Here is a 20,013-nt window from a genome sequence, read left to right on the forward strand (position 1 = left end):
GGTGCGCTACCCACGACCGACGCCGGTCCGAAAACCCGCCGATCTCGGATGACGAGATCGACCGACGATCCGGCAACCGGCGTCCTATGTCGATCCGATCCGACACGGACCCCGAACAGGCCCGATGATCCACACGCCGCGGGTCCGTCGCTCGGACGCGAGCACCGCTCGCCGCGTCCGATCGTGCGTCTCACGCGGCTTCCGGCGAAAGGGCTGGGTCAGGATCCGAGCGAGAGAACGCCGTCGCGGTGCGGCTGTTTCGCACGTTCGATGCGACGCTCGATCTGCTGAAGGCCGGTCCGTGACGACGCCGGCACTTCCGCCGAGCGGGTCACACCCGCTGGCCGCGCTGCCGAGTGTAGCGATCGCCGGACGTTTGGTGACCGTCAATCCGGGGATCGAGCGGATGGTGACGAACATCGCGGGGAACCCCACGATTCGCGTCCTGGTCCTGTGCGGAGCCGACTCGCCCGTCTTTCACGCCGCCCAAGGGGTCCGAGCGCTCCTGGAGAACGGTGTCGCCCCGGATCGGCGCATCATCGCCGCCCACGGGCACCTCCCGGTCCTCGGCAATCTGCCCGTCGAGCGGATCGAGCGCTTTCGTCGTCGGGTGGTCCTGGTGGATGCGACCGGCGTCACCGACAGCGCGGCGATTGCTCGGTCGGTTGCGGATGCGGTCTTACGGGCCGCGGCGCTCCCGCTGCTCTCGGCCGCGAGCGAACCCGATGGCGAGCGCGCCGAGCCGACTTTCAAGCGCATCCCTCGGGCGGTCATCGCGAGCCGATCGGATACGACCCCAAGGCATTCTTCCTCGTCACGCTGGATCGCACGGCCGGGGAGAGCCTCTGTCGGCACGACCTGCTGGACAACACCCCGGTGTATGCGATTCGCTCGCACTCGGGCGAGCGCAGTCTGCTGGGGCTGCCTGCGTGCGGAGCTGGTCTCGCAGCTCGGCCATGGGCTTTCTCGGCACCGAGTTCGCCAAGGCCGAGACGGCTCTGTTGCTCGGACTGGACTACGAGCAGGACCGACAGCTGATCGCACCGGGCGCTAGCGCGTGCGGCACGTGGACGACCGATCGCCGTGGTCCGCGGCGGCAAGATCCGCGATAGCGCGCGGAACCACACGACGCATCGTCGCTCCCGAGAGCCGGCGCCTGCCGAACTCACGTGTCGGTCTGCCGACGAGAGCGTCCCCGCATGATCGAACGCGGACGGCTCGCTCGGGTGGCGATAGCCGGGGGGGGTGTTGTTTCCAACATTATCTCGTCACAGATCTCTAAGATTCGCTCACCTGACTTCCGCCGATCTTTCCGCACTGCGGCACCGGCCGAGAGGCGGCGGAAGGGTCCGTTCTCGACCCCTATGTGAAGCTTCACATAGCGACCCAAAGGAGCCATTCGAGCGCCGGATGGCAACGACCGCTGTAGAGGGTTCAGCAGACGCCGGGAACGTCGTTGCCGGATCGGGTATTCGCTGCGCCCGAAACTGGACATAGACGTGTTCCCGACGGGCACGCCGCGCCGCCTCGCGTACGACGTCGATGCGGCATTATGTAGCAAACGCACATATTTACAGATCAATGGGTTACGCGGCGCTTCATGGAAATTCGATGTCATGCGGGTCGGGTGGTCGCCGGGATCTAACGGATTTCGGGGAGAATTCGGCTGCAGGGGCTGGCTAAGAACCGCAAGGCTGCGCCCAAGTCATTGAATAGATAGCCATGTGCGTTTGCTACATAATGCCGCGTCGATGAGCCCGATCAGCCGGTCTGAGCGTCACTCCAGCAGGCTGATGGTGTAGGACCAGGCTTCCCGCCAACCCGAAATCGCCGCCAGTTGAGCATGCCCAAGGTTGAGCCGACGTAGGGCGGATGCCCGACAGGGCGATCCGCCACGATGCAAGCCACCGAAATGCCGGAACCGCTATCGCGTTCCGCCCTACACGGGCTCTCAGTCCCACCGGCGTACACCGCCCCTGTACCGCTCCCCGGACGAGCCCCCAGTCGACGGGCGCTGTCGGCCAGGACCGGACACGGCGACCGCCGTCCTTGGAGACAGGCTGTAAGATTTTCTGACACCTTGCCCGCGGGTCCGGTCACGGCAGCTCCCGGCCAGGACCGGACGTGGCCACGGTCGCCTCCTCGGCCCAACTGTAAAATGTTCTGACACCCCCGCTCGCAGACTGCTCGTGGCCGGTTCCGGCCAGAAGCGGCCACCCTCCTCGTCCCCGCGCTGACCGCAAGACGCTGAAAGCCGACACGGCGGCTGCGAGGCTTGACGCAAGCATAACGGCTCGGATCCGCGGCGGGGAGTTTGAGGGGAGTGGCCCCTCTTGGTGGATTTGCGGACGATGGAATCGAGAACGCCAGGACCACCTGCGGCCTGAGAATTCAGGTACATCGAGTGGTTGGCGACTGCTTGGATTGCGTACCCATGGTGCTGCTTTCCACACATCCCGAAACATGCCCGTGCTTGCGTCGTGTCACGAGTGCCGGATCGCGAAGATAGCGGTTTATTGCCTGCTTGTTGTTGTACCGATACTGTGCCTCCAAGAGCGGCATGTAGTATTGCCCGAAGGCTTCGAAGTAACGTCGATTCACGAACGACAGAAACTTCTCGTTGTTGCGCCCGTTGGTACGGAAGCGGATATCGGCTATCCGATCAATGTCGAGGTCGAAGTATTCGGCAGGGGGCCGGGAAGGGCGTCCCGCCAGGGGCATGTACTCCTGGAGGAATGGAATCAGTTGAAGCTCGCGCAGCGTTGCAAGAATCGCGTACTCCTCCGCCAGTGTCTTGTCGAATCCGAACATGACAACCACCGTGACCTTCCCGCGTCCGAGTCGGCGCAGACAGTCCTGCTTTTCCCGCAAGACCGCCGCCTGAGCGGCCGAATTACAGCTAAAGTAGTACATAGGCTTCGTGAAGCGGGAATTGACCGACTGGACCTTCGCCAGGAGCGGAACCATCGCCTCGGTCAGGTAGCGGATATCCAAGGTCTGACTGAAATTGACGCGGTACCCGCGACGGATCATCTCCTCAAGCAGCCCGCACGCATTCCTCATCGCGAGGAGGTTGGCATCCAGCAGCATGACGTTCGACTGCCCTGGCGGGACGAAATCCTCAAAGCTCGCGTAGTCCTCCCTCAGCCGGCCTTCCTTCTCGGGGACCAGACAGAACGGGCAACGGGCATTGCATCCGCGTGACAGAAAGCCGACCGCGTATCGTTGCCACTCATACAGCGCGTAGTCGGGGAAGCAATTATCCACGTCCGGAGGGAGTGTCACTTTGATATCGACTCCGCTTCCCCCGATGACCAGATCGTCGCGCAAACGCGTTCGCAGGGTGGCGACCGCGCGGTTGGCCACGGGATGGTGGAAGACACAGGAGGCAAAGTGCCGACTTGCCGGCACTGGCGACGATACGTCCTTGCATAGAACAGGTCGATATCCCTTGCTTCGGTAGTACGCGCTGAGCTTCATCAGCGCCAGATTGGGAATTCTTCCGCCAACATCGTAGAGGGCAACAGTCTTCATGGTCGGTTGTCTCTGAGCCATCGCGGGAACTGACGCGGCGGGTGTGCGCGCCCTGCGACACAGGTTGAGCGAAAACGTGGGATCTCTTGCTCCGCCACCGTCGTCCCGCGCGCCAAGCTTCTGGTAATACCGGAGACGGATGGCTTTCAGGCCGCCGTGGCGGCTGCGGCGCGGAGCCGCGCCTTACCGTTGGAGATCGGGTGTGTGAAGGTCCGGGGGTGGCCGACTGATGACGTTTCGCCGGCGCTGACATTGGGCACCGCTCATCGGCCGGCGACGCCTCAGATCGGACCTCCCGGGGGCTGATCTGGCAGGACTCCTGACGTCTCAAAGGCGCTCCAGCGCCATCCCAGAAGCTGGGGCCGCTCTCAACCCACAGCGGACATGACACCCGGGACATTCTGCTAGAGTTTCCAGGTAACAAAAAAGGTTGCGTTTGCATCCGCAGTGATTAACGTCATGATTCCCTCCTTTCTCGGGTCATAGCTGTCAAGCAGTTTTGCTAACCGCGCTTGGGAGTCTGGCTCGTCGAATACCTCCAACATTTCTGCTCTTGTCCTGTAGCTCTCCTTTCCTGGCAGGCTTCCCTTGATCACGTCTTCGGCATACATCAACAAACCACCTTTTCCCAACGCAAGGAAGCATGCCTTGTAGAGTGTACGTAACGCCGTCAAATGGGCGTTGAGAATCGCTAACGCTCTGTCCCGTTGGGTGGTAGCGTGCATGTTGGTCGCCCAAAATTAGTCAAACGGTGTCTTCGGCCCCAGATTTCCGCTCACGACTCCCAGAAGCAATACGCTTCCCGGTTTGTACACTGGCTCTGATCGGAGAGACAACAGCGGCAGCGCCGGTAGCGTGCGCTTGCGCCGGCCTGCGCGCCACTGTTTACTCATAGGTTTGCTCGTATTTCTTCTTTAGGTCTCGGTGTAACTCAAATAGGAGCACATATCCGTCGCTGTTCTTATCAGGATATTCTTTCTCGTTATCGAGAGCCATGGAAAGCACATCAAGGATACAGTCCAGGTCCCAGCGATAGAACGATATTGGCCGAATCCCCTTATACGCATCAATTTTGGCGTCCAATCCAAAGGCCTCGCCCATATTCCAGGTATGTCTTTTTAGTTCCGTTAATGTTGCGTCTGTAATCTTGACCTTGACAGGTATATCTCTTCGTCCTGGCTTCATCACGTGTCTCTCAGAGTCGGCGAACCAAAAGGGGCACTTGAAAGTCTGCTCTCGCTGTACCGGACGTTAGTGCTCTCCTGCATCCTGCATCAACCCTTATCGGGGTTTGGCCGGAGAAGCGTCGGGATGTCGTCGGGATCGACCAGAATCTCTATTGATCGCGGCTCGCCCGGCTTCCGGCTAATTAGCTGGAGCTCGGCCAGCTTCAGCACCATCTGATGGATGGTTGGCGGCGTTTTTCCGAAGAACCGCGCCATATCGGCTTCCGAAGGGGCCTGCCCAGCAAGCACGGTGTAGTTGTAAACGAAGGCCAAGTACTGGCCTTGTTTTTCGGTGAAGTGATTCGCCATGGGACGGTATTCGTCGTTGGTAACCCACCGCAGCAGACGTTGCGGAAAGTCCGCAAGAGCCTCTCTTGGGCACTTCAGTAAGGGCGGGAGCCACTCGTCAGCAGTGACTCTACAGGACCTTGCCGGCGATGGCATCCAGGTCGGCCTTAGGGCGCGTTGTTCATCGGGCGCACGCCTTCCGGCGCCTTGGCCTCGAAGGCTTCACGCCGTTTGATGAAGTCAATGAGCTCCTCCAGCCGAGCGCGGGACGGCCCGTTGAGGCCGGTTCCATAGTGCGGGTCGTAGTGGACGCAGTAGGCCGCCGCGAGCTTGTAGCCGAGGGGCGGGGAGTCGCTATGCCAGAGGTAGAGCGCCAGCGCGTCCTCGATGAGCAACAGGTTGGCGTTGGCGATGATGCGGACGGGGCCCCACTTCGCGCGCTGATAGGTGCTCTGGAAGGCCGCCAGCCGCCGGTGGAGGCGCTCCGCCGCAAACAGGTCGATTCTGCCCCTGGCCTCGCCGTCCTGCAGCAACGCCTGGGCTTCGCCGAAGAACTCCGCGGCGGGCGCCGCCGCGGCACGCCCGTTCGCCGTGGCACGCGCGGCTACCCAAAGGGCGAACGCGGCCAGGCGTTCCGGGCGCGCGAACCACTTCTTCAGCACCGTGAGGCGCAACTGGTCGGCGCTTCCGCGCTCGTCGATCTGCACGAAGATCGCGGCGAGCTGATCGGTGACGGAGGTGGGCATGGCGGTCGACGGGGGCGCGATCGGTGGCGACGGCAGTTCTGTCCGCTCGCCGGCGGTCGGATCGCGGAGCGGGCGCTTGGTGGCGGGAAGCGCTCCGTCGCCCGGACGCCGACCTTGGGAATAATCTCACACTTGATCCGTTCCGCCATCCCCGGCACCTTGATGCCCGTTGCGCGCTCGACCTGGCGTTGTCGCAGAAGGAGCGGCAGCGTCCGGCAGTTCTGCGTGCGCTGGTCGATCAGGGTGGCCTTGGTGCGGCGGCGCGAGTGGGTGCCGTACATCGGCGGGTCGCCGAGCATGAGCCCGACCCACTCGGCGACCTTCTGCGGCATACACTGGTTCGCCCGAGGACGCTTTCGCCATGGGCGAGATCGCGCACCCGAAGCCGCACTAGGTCACAACCCCGCAGCTTGCCGTCGAGCGCGAGGTTGAAGAGCGCAAGCTCGCGGGTCCGGCCGGCCATCTGCAGGCGGGTGCGCAAGTTCCAGATCTCCTGGAGCCGGAGCGGGGGTTTCCGCCCGATGAGCTTGCCCTTGTTCCACGGGGTCGCGGGCTGGGCAGAATCGGTCCGGTCCGCCATCGTCTGTCTCCGTTTCGGTTGGGTGGAGACAGCAGCGTGGACCATCGTGCCAGGACCGCTGGCCACCCCAAGCCGGTCATACGCTCGCCCGCTTGCGCGACGCCGAGACGCTGATAGCGGACACGGCAGCTACGAGACTCGGCGGGTGCATACGACCCAAGCCGGCCACCGAGCCGAGCCAGCCGACCGATCCCTGTGCCCCACTACCGGTCACTGGCAGCAAACATCGGGCCAGCCCCGAGTCAGCCAGAAGCTGCCACTCGCCCCTATCCTGTCGAGCGGCGGCTCTGGACGCGTAGCGGACACTGATGATCACCCTCCCGTTGGGTCGGTTAGGACGCAGAACTTCCGCTCGGCGCCTGGTTCTGAGCGTCCGCTGTAGCTTCGTGAGCGAACGGATGTTCGGGTCGTCTTACCTCAGGGCAACGAGAAAGCCCCTGGGTGCAAGGGGGGACGCCAAGCCCTTGATCGAATGCACTCCCTCCCCCTTGGCGGGCGGGTTGGGGAGGGGGGAACGTATACGTTGGCGGTCGGACGAATCGATGATATGCCGCCGCGGCATAGCGGTTCATCGATAGGTCGGTTTTCGAATCGAGACAGACCGCGATGATCCGACCGTCAAGCTCCTTTCGACGGTGTTGAGAGGCGTCCCTGCCTCGACTCAAAGTCCCCGCCGAGGCGTGATGGTCAGAGATTGTGGGCGTAGAGAACCTCGATCTCGTCGAGATAGGTGATGCCGGAGAAGTTGTCGAAGTATTTCTTGGCGATCTTGTCGGCGATCTCGCGTGCGACCTCCTCGCTCGCGGTGATGATTTCGAGCTTGATGTTGGAGAAAGTGTCGGAGACGGCCGGTTGACCGGACGAGCGCGTGTTGCGGCTGCCCTTGCCGCCGGCGGCCATGACCGTGTAGCCGGTCGCCGCGCTCGACTCGACAATCTTGGCGATGTCTCTCAGGAGCACCTTCTCGGTGATGACCACGAGCTTGGTCGCTTGCTGTGCCATGACGGATGACCTCCGGTCGCTTGTTGACGTTGATTCAGGGGCGACAGTTCGTGCCGCATGATGACGGCACGGACTGCCCGAGGCTTTGTGGACCACCGTCCGTGGGCCGATGCAGCGGCGTTTAGATTCCGAACACCACCTGGCCGAGACCGATATAAAGCGGTATGCCGATGGCGATGGCAACCGGCGTGCCGACACTGGTCGAGGCGCCGACGTAGGCGGACGGGTTCGCGGACGGAATCCCGGCGCGCAAGGTCGGCGGCCCCGAAATGTCGGAGCTGGAGCCGGCGATGACGGCCAGTAGCACCACGCCGCCCGGGCTGAAGCCTGTCAGGATATGGGCGATATAGCCGAGCCCGAACGCGATCAGGCCATGTGCCAGAGGCGCGACCGCTGCATAGACCGCGTACCAGTGGGCAACCCGGCGCAACTCATTGAGCCGCGTATAGGCTTCCATACCCATGATCAGCATCAGCACCGAGAGCAGACCCTTGAACAGGGGATCGTAGAAGCCGTCAAAGACGCTGTCGGGTCGGGTAAACAGACCGATAACGATACCGAGCAACAGGGCTGACAGCGCCGAACCCTGCAGGCTCTCTTTGACGATCGGCCAGATCCTCACCTTTTCCGATGAGCCGTCCCGGCGCTTTAGATAGAGGTTCGCCAGCACGATCGCCATCACCAGTGCGGGGATGTCCATGAAGGGATACAGCGCTGGCGCCCAATGCTCATAAACAATGCCTTCGTTTTCCATCACGACGATCACCGCTGCCATGGTCGAGCCGCTCACGGCGCCGAACAAGCCTGCCGTTGCGATGCCGTCCTCCGTTCGGACGCCCGGCAGAAGTGCCAGGGTGAATCGGCCGATGACGACCGCCATCACTCCGACCAGGACCGCGAAGAAGGCCGGCAACAGCATGTCGACGAGGTTTGCCTCGCGGATCGACATGCCGCCATCGAGCCCGATGCGCATCAGCAGCATGAAGACTACGAACTTGTAGATGGCATCCGGGATCTCGAGCCTGGACCCGAGCGCGGCGATCACCATTCCGCCGATGAGGAACGCCAGGGTTGGCGATTGAAATTGCGTTAAAAAGCGGGTGAAGAATTCCAGCAATGATTCCAAGGGTTCGCTCCTCATGTCGAGTATCAGCCAGGTGTGCCCCGGCTGATTTAGAGCGTAAGGGCATTCTCCGCCGAACCCCTATCGTTTTTATTCGACCGATGTATAGGCGAACCGTCATCGATTCGGTAAAGCCCACGGGATCCGCAGGAAAAAGCGAGTTTGAAACGAGCGTGTCGGGACCGATCCTGTTTTCGAGGCGTCATGTCGTGTGGTGGCCAAAGCGGTCGGCGCCTTTCTTAAGGCGTATTTTAGAACAAGAGGAGTCGGCAATGAATCAATCGCGATCGATGAAACACGTCTTAAGCGTGATGCTGAGCGCCGTGCTGACCGTGCCATTGCTCACCGCATCGCCATCGCTCCTGGCTTGGGGGCCGAGCGCGCTTTATCCGACCCCGATGGACCCGTTGATGCCGAGTCCGGAACGGGCTCAACAGTTGCGCCTCGAGATTCCCCGGGTGCTGGAAACTCTGCGCCAAGCCCATCGGCAGTCCGCGAGTCAGGAGTGGACCGGTGTCCCGGCGCAAGAAGGTGGGGCTGGCTCACCGCCGAAAAGGAACCCGCCTCCGAGTCTTAGCGAACCCTCAAGACAATGACGGCGAGCGCAGCCCGGATCGGCAGCGATCCCGAGTTGGAATCCTGGTGGCGGTTCCGCTCCGCCGAGATCGCCCTCCTGCCCCAGCCTGATTCAGAGGCACTGACCTGAGCCACCCTAAGCGGCGACGCCGTCTCAACGCCCCGGATCGCGACGAGCGAGACCTGGAAAGACAAGCAGGCCGGCGAGCGGATGGAGGAGACCGAGTGGTTTCGGATCATCCTCTGGCGTCGACGCGCCGAGAGCGCCCAGCAGTACCTGCGCAAGGGCTCGAAGGTCTACATCGAGGGCAGCCTCACGACCCGGAAGTGGACCGATCGATCGGGTTAGGTCCTATACATGAAATGACTTCATAGGCCGAGCAGTCGAAGGCCGGATGCGGGGCAAGCCCCGCTCCCTCCGAGGGTCGCAAGCTCCGGGTTGCGTGCCGTCCGGGGGGATCCTCCGCGGGGGTTGCGGTGAGCGTTGCAGCGATCAGGCAAGGTCCTATCGGCTCTCACGTTCTACCGGACCCGGCCGATTCACCCGAGACACACCGTTCCGGCATTCCGCCGGAGTGGTCTCGTGCGGTCGGTCGAGCTCAGGCGCCGTTATCGCGGTACTCGCCCTCCTGCGGACCGCAGCTCACCCAGCCCTGCCCCGGCACGCGCCGCTGGATGCTCCCGTCGCCATCGTCCAACCGGAAGAGATGCAGCCAGCCGTTGTCCAGCAACTGACGCACCAGATCGTGGCGGGCGATGATCTCCTCGATCGGCGCTTGGGGGGCCTGCAGAACGACACTCAGACGCAGCGGCTCGTGGATCCAGCGCCGGCCGTCGTGCAGCGATTGCATCGGCAGGCCCGTGCGCAGGTCGCCGGCGTTGCCTTCGAGCACCCCGATGGCGCCCCCGACCACGTTGTGCAGGACCTTGTTGCCGCTGCCGAAGCGCCGGTTGTCGACGGTGGAGCCGTAATACTGCAGGTTAATCCAGGACGCGACCACCATGGGTGCCGTCATGATCAGCTCCAGGGTCGTGAAGCCAGCATCGGCGTGCCAGTCGTAGTCGTGCAGGAAGGCGCGACCGCCCAGATCCAGACCGCGGGTGCGTGCGCGCGGGGCGGCGATGAAGGCGGCATTGCCGGCCAGCCCCCACTCGGGGCGGACCTGGGACCAGTCGCGGCTGCGCCGCCGGATGCTTGCCTCCAGCGCCTGCCCGCGCTGCCCGCCCAGCCCCAGCAGGGTGGCCCGTTGCATCCGCGTCAGCTCCCCGGCCTGCGCGAGCCAGCTCCGCAGCTCGGCGAGCTCCTCGGCGTAGCCCGCGGGCAGCACCTCGGTGTCGAAGAGGTGTACATCGTCGAGCGTGGTGTCGTGCAGACCGGGCAGGAACCAGGTGTCCGCGGGGACCGCCAGCCCCCGCTCGCGCAGACCGCGGCGCACCGCCGGGTCGTTGAGGAGCGCGGCGACCACGCGGGCGCTGGCCTCGCCGGTCTGACCTGCGCAGGCCCCGCAGTCGAGTCCGGTGGCATGGGGATTGTTCACCGAGCTGCTGCCGTGCCCGACCAGCAGCACGAGGCGTGCGAAGCCCTCGGTGAGCGACATGGCGCGCAGAATGCCCTCGGCGAGTGCGATCCGATCCGCCGGCGGAATGCCGGCGCGCATGCCGTCGAGCGTGCCGTTGGCTGCGCAGGTTCCTGCGTGGTCATGGGCGTGGTTGTGCGCATGCGGCCGGGGCGCGTGCGAGGGCGCGTCGAGGGTCGGTCCCACCCGGCACGCCTCCAGCGCATCCAGACGCAGATCGTCGGGGGACGGGACGGGCCGACTCCACCCCAAGGTGTCGCCGATGAGCTTGGGCGCGTAGAGCCAGATGCCGGCCGACTCGACGAAGGAGAAGCACGAGGAGGCGCCCATCTTGAACGCCTTCCAGGATTTGCTGATCCCGAAGCGGCGGCGTTGCACGGCCAGGGCGCGATCGGCTTCCGCGGGGTCGGCCCCGTGGATTTCGGAGCAGATCCGGTAGGTCGGCGTAAGCAGGACCGGCACATGGGTGCGTGCAGTGACGGCACCGAGCGGGACATGCTCGATCAGCACGCCGAAGAAGCCGGCGAAACCGAGTGTGCGCGCCTGCGGGCAGACGGTCTCAAAGGCGCGGCGTATCACCTCCGAGCGCACGTCGATGCAGAAGGCCGCCTGCACCGCGGGGCGGACCAAAGTGTCGCCGTTCGCCGCCGTGCGCAATTGCCCGATCAGGCCGCGCTGATAGGCGAGCTCCGCCGCGCTCAAGAGCACCAAATCGATCTCGGGGTTGCCGGCGTCATCGGGTGCGTCCCCGGTCGCGGTCGCTTCCGCAGCCGTCGGGCCCTTGCCCAACTCGGCGCAGACCCGGCGCCAGCGTTGGCGCAACTCCGGGCTGGTCTTGTGCTCGTAGACCAGCACGTCCCAGGCCAGCCGGATCGCGAGCAACTGCTCGATGGTGTCGTCGCGCCCTCCGGCCAGCTCCGCCTGCCAGCGCAGCAGACGGGTCCAGGCGGCCCAACCGCCGATGTCCATCAAGGCCGCGTGAAGATAGTCGCGCGCGCCGGCGGCGGGGATGCCCAGTCGGTTCAGGGCCGAGCGGATGCAGTCGCGCGGTGCCTCGGGCAGGGCCTTGACCCGCGCGCGCATGCCGCCTTGCCCCATCATGGTGGCGCTGAAATCGAGCGCCGCGAAGCGTCGCCAGGAGGCGTACAGCGACAGGCCCTGCCAGGGCTGCTTCCAGGTGGCCTGACCCATGTCGAAGAAGGCCGCGCAATGCTGGCTGATGCGCTCCACCACGAAGCCGGACCAGTCGTCGGCGTCCAGCGCGTCGAGCACCGCGGTCAGCAGCGGCACGCGCCCGGCCGGTGGCGGCTCGACATCGGCGGCGCGTTGCAGCGTCGCGGGGTCGAGCCGGCTCCCGCACAATGCGGCGGCCTCGCGCAGATCATCGTCGGTGATCCGCCCGGCGGCGATCTGCTCGCGATAGTAGGCCCTGGGCATGTATAGACGCGCGCCCGCCACCCGCCGCAGCATCGCTGCGGCCTCCTGGAACGGCAGATCGCGCAGTCCGTGGAAAGGGTTCACCGCCACAAAGCGATCCAGCGGCCAGAGCGGGGCAATACGCTCGCAGGCGGCTGCGACCTGCGCGTCGAGGCCCGCGGCCTCGGCGGCGCTCGCCCGTTCGGGTTCCGTAATCGGGTCGATCGCCGGCGGCATCGTGGCCGGTGTCTGCTCGAGCGTGTCGAGAGCATTCAGGTTCATGGCTTCATCCCCCTCAGTGGTCGGTGGACGCCGGGCGCAGAGGCCACAAGCGTGTGATCAAGCGGGTCACCAACACATCGACATAGAGCCCGTTGTAGAGATGCACCTGGATCGCCTGACGCAGCGACGGTGCGATGCGCATAAAATAGTGTTGCAACAGCAGCAGGCCGATGAACACGACGACGACGGCGATACTCAGGATCAGATCAAAGCGGCTGGCGGACGGCGCCACCGCGCTCATGCTGTCGGCAACGGCGAACGCGAAGGCCGCGTGCAGACCGAAATACCCGAAGCACACCAGGACGCCGATCGCGCTTGCCCGCAGCAGCAACGCGGCGTTGTCCTCCAACTGCAGGGCCTGCAGCAGCAGTTGCGCGACGGCGACTGCGATGATGGCCCCGGTCACGATCAGCGCGGGTTCCTGGACCGGATCCACCCCGAACACGAACCCCGCAACAATGGCCATCAAGAGCGCGCCCTGGAAGGCTACCAACCAATGCCAGGGCTGCGGACCGCCGTCCCGGAACTTGGGTGTCGCCGCCCGGAATCCGTCCACGCTGCTGCCGGAGGCGAGGAAGGCATGCGCCTTGTACAGCGAGTGGGCGACCAGGTGCAGCAGCGCCAGGCTGTAGAGCCCGAGACCCGCCTCCAACAACATGAATCCCATCTGTGCGGACGTGGACCAGGCCAGCGAGACCTTGATGCTGGTCTGGGTGAGCATGACCAGCGAGGCGACCGTGAGCGTCACTAAGCCGATCACCGCCAGGGCATCCAGCGCCGGACCGGACAGCGACATGATCGGCGCCATCCGAATCACCAGGAAGGCACCCGCATTGACGATGCCCGCGTGCAGCAGGGCCGACACCGGGGTAGGCGCCTCCATGACCTGCAGCAGCCAGCCGTGGAAGGGAAACTGCGCGCACTTGAGCGCCGCGCTCAGCACGATCAGCCAGGCCGCCGCCTGCAGCGCCGTTGGCAGCGGACCCTCCAGCGTCTCCATCGCCGCGTAGACACCGGCAAACTCCAGCGTGTGCAGACTCGACCCGATCAAGAGGACCGCGATCAGCAAGCTGGCATCGCCGATCCGGCTGAAAACGAACTTCTTATGCGCCGCCATCACCGCGGCGGGGCGCTCCGGATAGAAGAGCAGCAGGCGGTGCAAGCTCAGGCTGGTGGCGATCCAGGCCAGCACGAACATCAGCAGGTTGCCCGAGACGATCAGCGTCAGAATCGACGCCAGCGTCAGCAGCAGCCACTTATGGAAGTGCCCCTCGGCGGGGTCGCCGTTCAGGTAGTTACGCGCATAGGTCGACACCAGCGCACCGACGAAGGAGACCAGCGTGAGCATGATCACCGTGACGGCGTTGACATAGACGCCGATGGCGAAGGCGCCGTTGTCGAACGGCAGCGCAATCGACACCAGGGTCAGCGACTGGGCCGACCCGAAGCCATGCCCCAAGAGCACCGTCAGGGCCAGCCCGAAGGCCGACCACGACAGGACATTGGCGAGGCGCGCCATCCGCGACCCCGAACGGTTTGCGATCCGGCTAGGGATGGCCCCGGCGAGCCATAAGACTAGCGGCGCGGCAACCGCCGCCGCAGTGACGAGTGTGAGAGCGGACGACATCGAGGCCTCCCGGGCTCGCGCCCAGTGATTTAGGTTCGATGTGGACTTGTGGGCAAGTCGATGCCTTGAAAAATCTATCTTTTCGATCCAACCTATCGGCTATTCTCTAAGTGTGGTGGGCGGCGTCTCGCATAAATGAGCCGAACTGCGAGCGTGCCCGGGTCGACCGTTTCTGGCTGGGGTTTGATGCGTTGCGTGAGGGTGGCGACCTACTTGATCGCCTTTTTCGCTCAGAGGTGAGCCCCGGACTTCTGCCGCAGCAGATGTTTCACGTCGCCGCCCTCCTTGCGGAGGGCATGGATAACGATCAAATCGCTCACCAGAACGACAGCCATCCCTTCAGCCAATCGACCACATCGTAGACCCGTCCAAAGAAAACATCTTTTGGTCGATAGGCCTTCGCGGCCGCTGGGCTCGTTGCGGCCTCGATGGCTTCGGTCAACTGAGTGAGACGACGTGCGTGGATACCGCAACGCGCCTGCACGGGGTCGTGCAGAAAACCCGAAAAAGCGGCGACGATCGCAATGGTGACCGTCACGGCGAGCAGGGTAACGACGAGGACGGTCGGTGATGGATGAACCGGGAAGATCGTGTAGAAAAGGCGCCCGGCCACCTCGCCGAGCGCGAACGCGGATATCGCCTGTTCCCTGGCGACCGCCCGGGCGATCGCTGCACCGGCGGAGATCGAGCCCGGCGTGAACTGACTAAACGCGACAACCCCCACGATCGCCGCGAGCGTCCCGGCCGTTATGTCGGCGGCCACGTTGCGGGTCTGCACATAGATCGTCATCGGTTCCTTAGCGGCGGCGACAACACGGCGAAGAAAGGGATCCGAAACCTCCCCCGCGGAGATCGGCAATGCCAGCAGGTCCTCCATGAGACTGCGTGTCAACGCCTCCTGAACCTTCGTCCGAAAACCGAGATGGCGCCGCAACAGCCAACGGGCGGCCCGGCGGGCGCGCATCAGTTCCAGCAGGAGTGCGAGCACACGCAGGATGAAGTTGGGGAATCCCATCAGGAAATTGATCGGCGCGACCAGCACGTCGATGCCCCATGCGCGCCGGTTTAATGCCAGAGCGCCCGGCCAACCGTAGTTGGACTCCACGAACGCCGGGATCCTCCGCCGGCAGGCGGCAAAATAGCGGTCCGGTGGGAAATCTGTGTCGGTGAGGCGCTCTGTCACTGCTTTCGCCGAGGGTTCGACAAAGGTTGTTTGCTGGCACGTCGTCGGTGGGGCGGTGACACCGGGCAAGGCTCAATCCCAGCGTGACTCCGCCTCCCGCCGAGAGAAAGTGACCATCCGCCCATCGGTCAACAGCTCGCGGATGCGCCATGGTACCCCCTCCTCGTCGATCTCGACCAGACCGATACCGCTGCCGTTGAGCAGGCGGCGGCCGTGCGGGCTGCCATCGGGTTTACGCGGAATGACCCGCATGTGCCGCCGGCGCGTCAGCCAATTCAACGGCGAGCGCGGCGAATAGAGCCATCGGTTGGCACGGTCGAGCACCTCCAGCAAACGCGGCGGAAAGGCGTTGCGTAACCCGCTGCTGCAGATCTGCCAGATGTCCGGCCCACGCACCCGACCGCGCAGCTCGACGTCGTAAACAAACGAATAGTGGACATCGCCCGAGAGGACCACGAAGTGCTGCGGGGTCTTCGGGTGGCGGAAGATGTTGAGGATCGCGTGGGCGGCGCCCGGATGGGCCATCCAGTTCTCGGCATCCACCATCAACGGTTGACCGAACCAGGTGAAGATCCGCTGGATGGTCTCGATCAGCTTGACGCCGAAGATCGGTGTCGGCGAGACGAGCAGCACGGCCGGCTGCCCGCGCAGCGTCTGCTGCAGGTCGGTCAGGGCCTCCCAATCCATCAACCCGGAGGGTTTGCGGGCCGCCGATTCCGAGCGCCAGCGGTGGGTCCGGGTGTCGACGACCACCAGCGGCGGCGTGGTCGGCCAGCTGTAGTGCCAGTGATCGAAGCGCAGCAGGCGGTCGATCAGGTCGTCGTGCGCCTTGCCGCCGGGTGCGTCGAGACCCGCCTGGACCTGGTCGAGGACTTCTTGATCGAAGGCATCCGGGCTGTTGCCCCATGCCTGGTTGAGCAGGTAGCCGAGAAGGGCGTTGCCGATCACCCGCTTGGAGAACGGATGGCCATAGGCCACCTCCTCCCATTCGCGGCTCAGGTTCCAGTCGTCGGTGATGTCGTGATCATCGAAGATCATCGCCGTCGGCACATGTGCGAAAAGTCGGCGGACCTCCGGCAGCCCGGCCACGAACTCTTCGATCGCCAGGCGTTCGCTCCGGTACAGGGACCGGGAGGCGACATCCAACCCGGGCGGCGGATCCAGGTCGATCAGCGGCCAGAGTGCCGGTGACCAGACCAGCAGGTACATCGCCAGCGCCTCACCGAGCGTGATCAGGTGATTGTGCGCGCTGTTGGTCGTGAAGACCGGTTTCTCGACCCCGCCGAACAGCACCTCGATCAGGGCGTCGTTGCGCTTGCGGCGCGGCAGCAGCGTCTCGCGCCGGTAAAAACCGGCCGGATGACGGTAGAGGGTCTGTGCACTGTCCAGCCAGGTCAGGTCGGCGCCGGCCAATGGCTCGTCGGGCAGGTCCAGCATCGCGACCACTTGGTGAATCGCCTGTAGCATCGGACCGGCAACATCGTCCGCATAGACCTGATCCCCGGTCAGCACCAACACCGAAGGCCAAGCAGGCAGCTTATCCGGGGCGACCGTCTCTGCTGCGGTTTCCCGTCCAGTCGGCAGAGCGCCCTGCTCGAGGCAGCGGTTCAGCAGCCGATCGGCCTCGACCAGACCGTCGCCCCCGGTGTGGTGCGGCTTACGGCACGACCCGTGCAAAAGGCTACCGACCCGCGACGGCAGTATGAAACCGGGCGAGGTCTTTCCCGGATAGCAGAGGTCGGGGGCCAAGTCGGCGCAGTCCAACCAGCGGCCCTCGGGTGACGCCAGGGATTGCAGGTTCACCACATAGCTGATCCAGCGATCCTGCGGCAACGGCTCGTCGAACTGCAGATCGACCAACAGATAGTGCAAATGCGCACCGGCCGTCAGACAGTGCAGGCCCGCCGGGCCGGGCGCGAGCACCCGGTCAAGCGGTTGACCCTCGTCGGGAGCAATCGTGATCCGCGCGCGGACCGGCTCGCGAACGGCCAGCCAGAGAACCAGCCGCTGCGGCGAGCACCGGCGCAGCATCGGGCCGGCAAGAACCAGCGGCAACGGCGTTCCGGACGCTGTCATGGGTTCGATTCCCCATCAGGCGGGCTTCGCAGGGTCATGTCCTTTCTCCACCACGAAGATAGGATCCGCACATCGGCGGCACGCTTGCTCGCCGGGCAATAAAAGGTTCACATCACGAGGTTGACCAGTTACTCGACAGTTGCATGGTGACCGGCCGCTCCTGGCGCTGTCCTTCCCCTCCGACATTCCGGATCCAGTGACCGGTCATGGGGCAGACCTGCCGCCGGCTCGGGTCATGCCAGTGGCAGCAAGGGGTCGTAAGCGCGCGCCAAACTCAGAGTCGTGAGTGACAGCAACGCGCGTTGAAGAGTCACTCGGCTTGACTTGACGTGCGACGGCTCCTGGCCAGCTGCTGCCGTTAGGGTCGCCTGAACCGACCCAAGACCAGCTGGACGGCAGGCAGCCGCAAAAGCGGTGGACGAATCCGGTAGGGTCAGCGCGGATTACTCTGAGGAATTCTCGTGGAATAAGTTGACCGACAACAGCCGGGCTCCTCATCCGATCCGCTCCGGAGCGACGCTGCCCGGCGAAGTCGATGTCGAGGACGTCGTTGTCGCGCACGCGGACGATGCGACCCTCGCCGAACACCCGATGGCGGATCCGATCGTTGTCCGCCCACCGCGACGAGCCCTCCCCCGCTCGACGCTGTGGGTTGCGCTTCGGCACCGCGTGGCGGGGGATGCCGACCGCCTCCGGATCGCCATTCAGCAGGCCGGTCGCTTTGGCCGGTGTATCGGGCAGCTTGGCAGCGGGTTCGGTTCAGGAGAGCCGTTTGAACGTGGCATCCCCGAGCGAGGCCACGGTCCGGAGTCACGCTTCGAAGACAAACCAGACGCCGCGGCATCACCAAGGCCCCGGGCGGGCTCCATGGCACCCTGATCGAGCGCGCGAGAGGCGGACCCGGACGAGCGACTCACTACCGGCTTCTGCTGTCCGCCGCAGAAGGATCAAGGGTGCCAGGAATCGGGAACACCAGTCCTGGGGCGAGGGCATGAAAACGGGGTCTCCGGGAACCCTGTGCAAAGCGCAGGGGAACCCAGTGCCCTATCCGGAGGAGGGAACAGCGTGCCCATGGGTAGGGAACACCGTGCCCATGGGTAGGGAACCCGGTTCCGTCCCTAGGGAACCCGGTTCCGTCGGTAGGGAACAGAGTTCCTTTTGATAGGGAACACAGTTCCCCCTAACCGGTATATTAACCGTCATAGAACCGTCAGTAAGTCGACGTCGTCGCGCGCGACCCCCGCTTATCGAATCACACCTCGAAACGCAGACCCGATCCGGCGCGACCGGGTCCACGCCCGTATCGACGAGTTCGTCGCCCCCTGGTCCGACACCGGGGCACACCGCACGCGTCGGGACGCCACCGTCATCCAACGCCGGCAGACGCTTCGGCACGCGGACAAGGCCTCGACTCGGCCGGTCGGCACCCGCCACTCGCACAACGCACACGCCACCCTCCCCGGATCCACCGCGCACGATCGCGCACGGGATCGCCGGGACAGTCCGGACCCGGGCATTCTGCGACCGGCCGGCATTCCGCCCAGCCCTGTCCGGCGCTTAACCCGCTCGAGCACAGGTTATCCACACGACCGACCACAGGGATTGTGAACAAAAAGGCCGTCGGCGCCGGGAGAGCCTCCCCGATGCGCCGTCTGCGCAGCGTCCGACACACCTGCGAGTAAAGCCGCGTTTTCGAGCGCTTAGCGCCGTCGCCGTCACGCCCGTCGGCCGGCACTCTGTCCGCACCTTCACGGACAGGGCAGTGGCATGCGACAGAACCTCGATTCACCCTTCGACGAGACGCCCGGGCGTCTGGCCCGACACCTCGCCGCCTCGCTGGCCGCCCTCGGGTTGGCGGCGGCGTCGCTGGCGAACCCCGGCATGGCCGAGCCGTTGCCGAGCACGTCGATCGCGCGCATGGCGCAGCTGCCGTCCGGCGGGTTGCAGGCGGTGGAGACCACCGGCGGGGAGCTGCTGTTCTTCTCCGAGAACGGACGCTACGTGCTGCGCGGCAGTGCCGTGGATCTCTGGCACGGGGCCAAGCTCACCGCGTTCGATCAGACCCAACACCTCGCCGGGCGGATCGATCTGGCGCGACTGAAGCTCGACGTGGCCGATCTGGGGGCGATCGACGTCGGCGAAGGCCCCGAGGTGGTGATCTTCGTCGATCCATTCTGCCCCCATTGCACGGCGCTGTATGACGATCTGGCGCCGCTGCGCGCGACCTATCGCTTCCGGCTGGTCCCGATTCCGGTGCTGGGCGAGGCCTCGCAGCGCGCCGTGCTCGCGCTGGCGTGCCTGTCCGGGAGTGATCCCGAGCAGGCGCGCGAGGCGCTGCTCGGCGGGCTGACGGCGGATCTCCCGGAGCCCGCGGCGGGATGCGGCGAGGCGGTCGCGCAACGCACCCCGATCGCAGCCCAAATCCTCGGGATTCGCGGCACGCCCTTCCTGATCGCGCCGGACGGGCGCCTGCGGCAAGGTCGCCCCGACGACCTCGCGACCTGGCTCGCCGCCGTCGAGGAGCGTGCCGAATGATCCACGCCACGCCCCTGCTGCTGTGCGCGGCCCTGCTCGGGGGCTGCGCTTCGGGCAACCCCGAATACGCCTGTCCCGGCTATCCGGGCAAACCGCTCTGTCTGCCGCCGAGCGCCCTCTACAGCCTCAGCGACGGGGACGGGCCACCGCCCGCGTCCGTCGCACGCGCCCTGCCGGTCGAAACCGAAAGCGGGTTTGCCGCCGGCTCCGGTTGGGCCTGGACCACACGCCTGCGGGATTAG

15 protein-coding genes and 1 pseudogene are annotated in these 20,013 nt (G+C 64.9%); 4 read left to right on the forward strand and 12 right to left on the reverse strand.

Features of this window, described 5'->3' with window-relative positions; genetic code table 11:
- Positions 1 to 301: 301 nt before the first annotated feature.
- Positions 302 to 1,054, forward strand: a complete 753-nt coding sequence (locus AADX97_RS00120) for a hypothetical protein (RefSeq protein ID WP_374232938.1) — start codon at positions 302 to 304, stop codon at positions 1,052 to 1,054.
- Positions 1,055 to 2,391: 1,337 nt separating this feature from the next.
- Here the strand turns inward: AADX97_RS00120 and AADX97_RS00125 are convergent.
- From AADX97_RS00125 to AADX97_RS00160, 8 genes are all read right to left on the reverse strand, one after another.
- Entirely contained in the window at positions 2,392 to 3,534 is a 1,143-nt protein-coding gene (locus AADX97_RS00125; RefSeq protein ID WP_374232937.1) for a hypothetical protein, read from the reverse strand.
- Between the two features lie 404 nt (positions 3,535 to 3,938).
- The gene (locus AADX97_RS00130) at positions 3,939 to 4,259 is read right to left on the reverse strand and encodes a hypothetical protein (protein ID WP_374232936.1); all 321 of its coding nucleotides are present in this window, start codon (positions 4,257 to 4,259) and stop codon (positions 3,939 to 3,941) included.
- A gap of 160 nt (positions 4,260 to 4,419) precedes the next feature.
- The gene (locus AADX97_RS00135) at positions 4,420 to 4,719 is read right to left on the reverse strand and encodes a hypothetical protein (RefSeq protein WP_374232935.1); all 300 of its coding nucleotides are present in this window, start codon (positions 4,717 to 4,719) and stop codon (positions 4,420 to 4,422) included.
- Between the two features lie 89 nt (positions 4,720 to 4,808).
- Positions 4,809 to 5,069: a LexA family protein gene (locus tag AADX97_RS00140; protein WP_374232934.1), complete on the reverse strand. Its 261-nt coding sequence runs from the start codon at positions 5,067 to 5,069 to the stop codon at positions 4,809 to 4,811.
- Between the two features lie 146 nt (positions 5,070 to 5,215).
- Positions 5,216 to 5,794 (reverse strand): hypothetical protein, encoded by a 579-nt coding sequence (locus AADX97_RS00145; RefSeq protein ID WP_374232933.1) that lies wholly within the window; start codon positions 5,792 to 5,794, stop codon positions 5,216 to 5,218.
- A 238-nt stretch (positions 5,795 to 6,032) separates the two neighbouring features.
- A complete protein-coding gene (locus tag AADX97_RS00150) occupies positions 6,033 to 6,374 on the reverse strand; it encodes a hypothetical protein (protein ID WP_374232932.1) in 342 nt (113 codons plus the stop codon).
- A 687-nt stretch (positions 6,375 to 7,061) separates the two neighbouring features.
- Positions 7,062 to 7,376 carry a P-II family nitrogen regulator gene (locus AADX97_RS00155; RefSeq protein ID WP_374232931.1) on the reverse strand — a complete coding sequence of 105 codons (315 nt, stop codon included), beginning with the start codon at positions 7,374 to 7,376 and terminating at the stop codon, positions 7,062 to 7,064.
- Between the two features lie 121 nt (positions 7,377 to 7,497).
- A complete protein-coding gene (locus tag AADX97_RS00160; protein WP_374232930.1) occupies positions 7,498 to 8,502 on the reverse strand; it encodes a sodium-dependent bicarbonate transport family permease in 1,005 nt (334 codons plus the stop codon).
- A 718-nt stretch (positions 8,503 to 9,220) separates the two neighbouring features.
- Between AADX97_RS00160 and ssb the strand changes: the two are divergent.
- Positions 9,221 to 9,424 (forward strand): annotated as a pseudogene (ssb, locus tag AADX97_RS00165) (single-stranded DNA-binding protein); the annotation flags it as partial.
- A 250-nt stretch (positions 9,425 to 9,674) separates the two neighbouring features.
- Here ssb and AADX97_RS00170 read toward each other — a convergent pair.
- The 4 genes from AADX97_RS00170 to AADX97_RS00185 all read right to left on the reverse strand — a co-directional run bounded on the left by AADX97_RS00170 (position 9,675) and on the right by AADX97_RS00185 (position 17,236).
- On the reverse strand, positions 9,675 to 12,350 hold the full coding sequence (locus AADX97_RS00170) for a YbcC family protein (protein ID WP_374232929.1): 2,676 nt from the start codon (positions 12,348 to 12,350) through the stop codon (positions 9,675 to 9,677).
- A gap of 13 nt (positions 12,351 to 12,363) precedes the next feature.
- Positions 12,364 to 13,977, reverse strand: coding sequence for an NADH-quinone oxidoreductase subunit L (locus tag AADX97_RS00175; RefSeq protein ID WP_374232928.1), 1,614 nt, complete (start codon positions 13,975 to 13,977; stop codon positions 12,364 to 12,366).
- Between the two features lie 316 nt (positions 13,978 to 14,293).
- Positions 14,294 to 15,229, reverse strand: a complete 936-nt coding sequence (locus AADX97_RS00180) for a DUF6635 family protein (RefSeq protein WP_374232927.1) — start codon at positions 15,227 to 15,229, stop codon at positions 14,294 to 14,296.
- Positions 15,230 to 15,232: 3 nt separating this feature from the next.
- The gene (locus tag AADX97_RS00185) at positions 15,233 to 17,236 is read right to left on the reverse strand and encodes an alkaline phosphatase D family protein (RefSeq protein ID WP_374232926.1); all 2,004 of its coding nucleotides are present in this window, start codon (positions 17,234 to 17,236) and stop codon (positions 15,233 to 15,235) included.
- A 1,767-nt stretch (positions 17,237 to 19,003) separates the two neighbouring features.
- On the opposite strand from AADX97_RS00185, the gene AADX97_RS00190 reads away from it, so the two are divergent.
- Positions 19,004 to 19,771 (forward strand): DsbC family protein, encoded by a 768-nt coding sequence (locus tag AADX97_RS00190; RefSeq protein ID WP_374232925.1) that lies wholly within the window; start codon positions 19,004 to 19,006, stop codon positions 19,769 to 19,771.
- A complete protein-coding gene (locus tag AADX97_RS00195) occupies positions 19,768 to 20,013 on the forward strand; it encodes a conjugal transfer protein TraV (protein WP_374232924.1) in 246 nt (81 codons plus the stop codon). The genes AADX97_RS00190 and AADX97_RS00195 overlap by 4 nt, the downstream gene beginning before the upstream one ends.

The sequence above is a fragment of the Thiocapsa sp. C2-2m genome (assembly GCF_041903745.1).
GTDB lineage: Bacteria > Pseudomonadota > Gammaproteobacteria > Chromatiales > Chromatiaceae > Thiocapsa > Thiocapsa roseilacustris.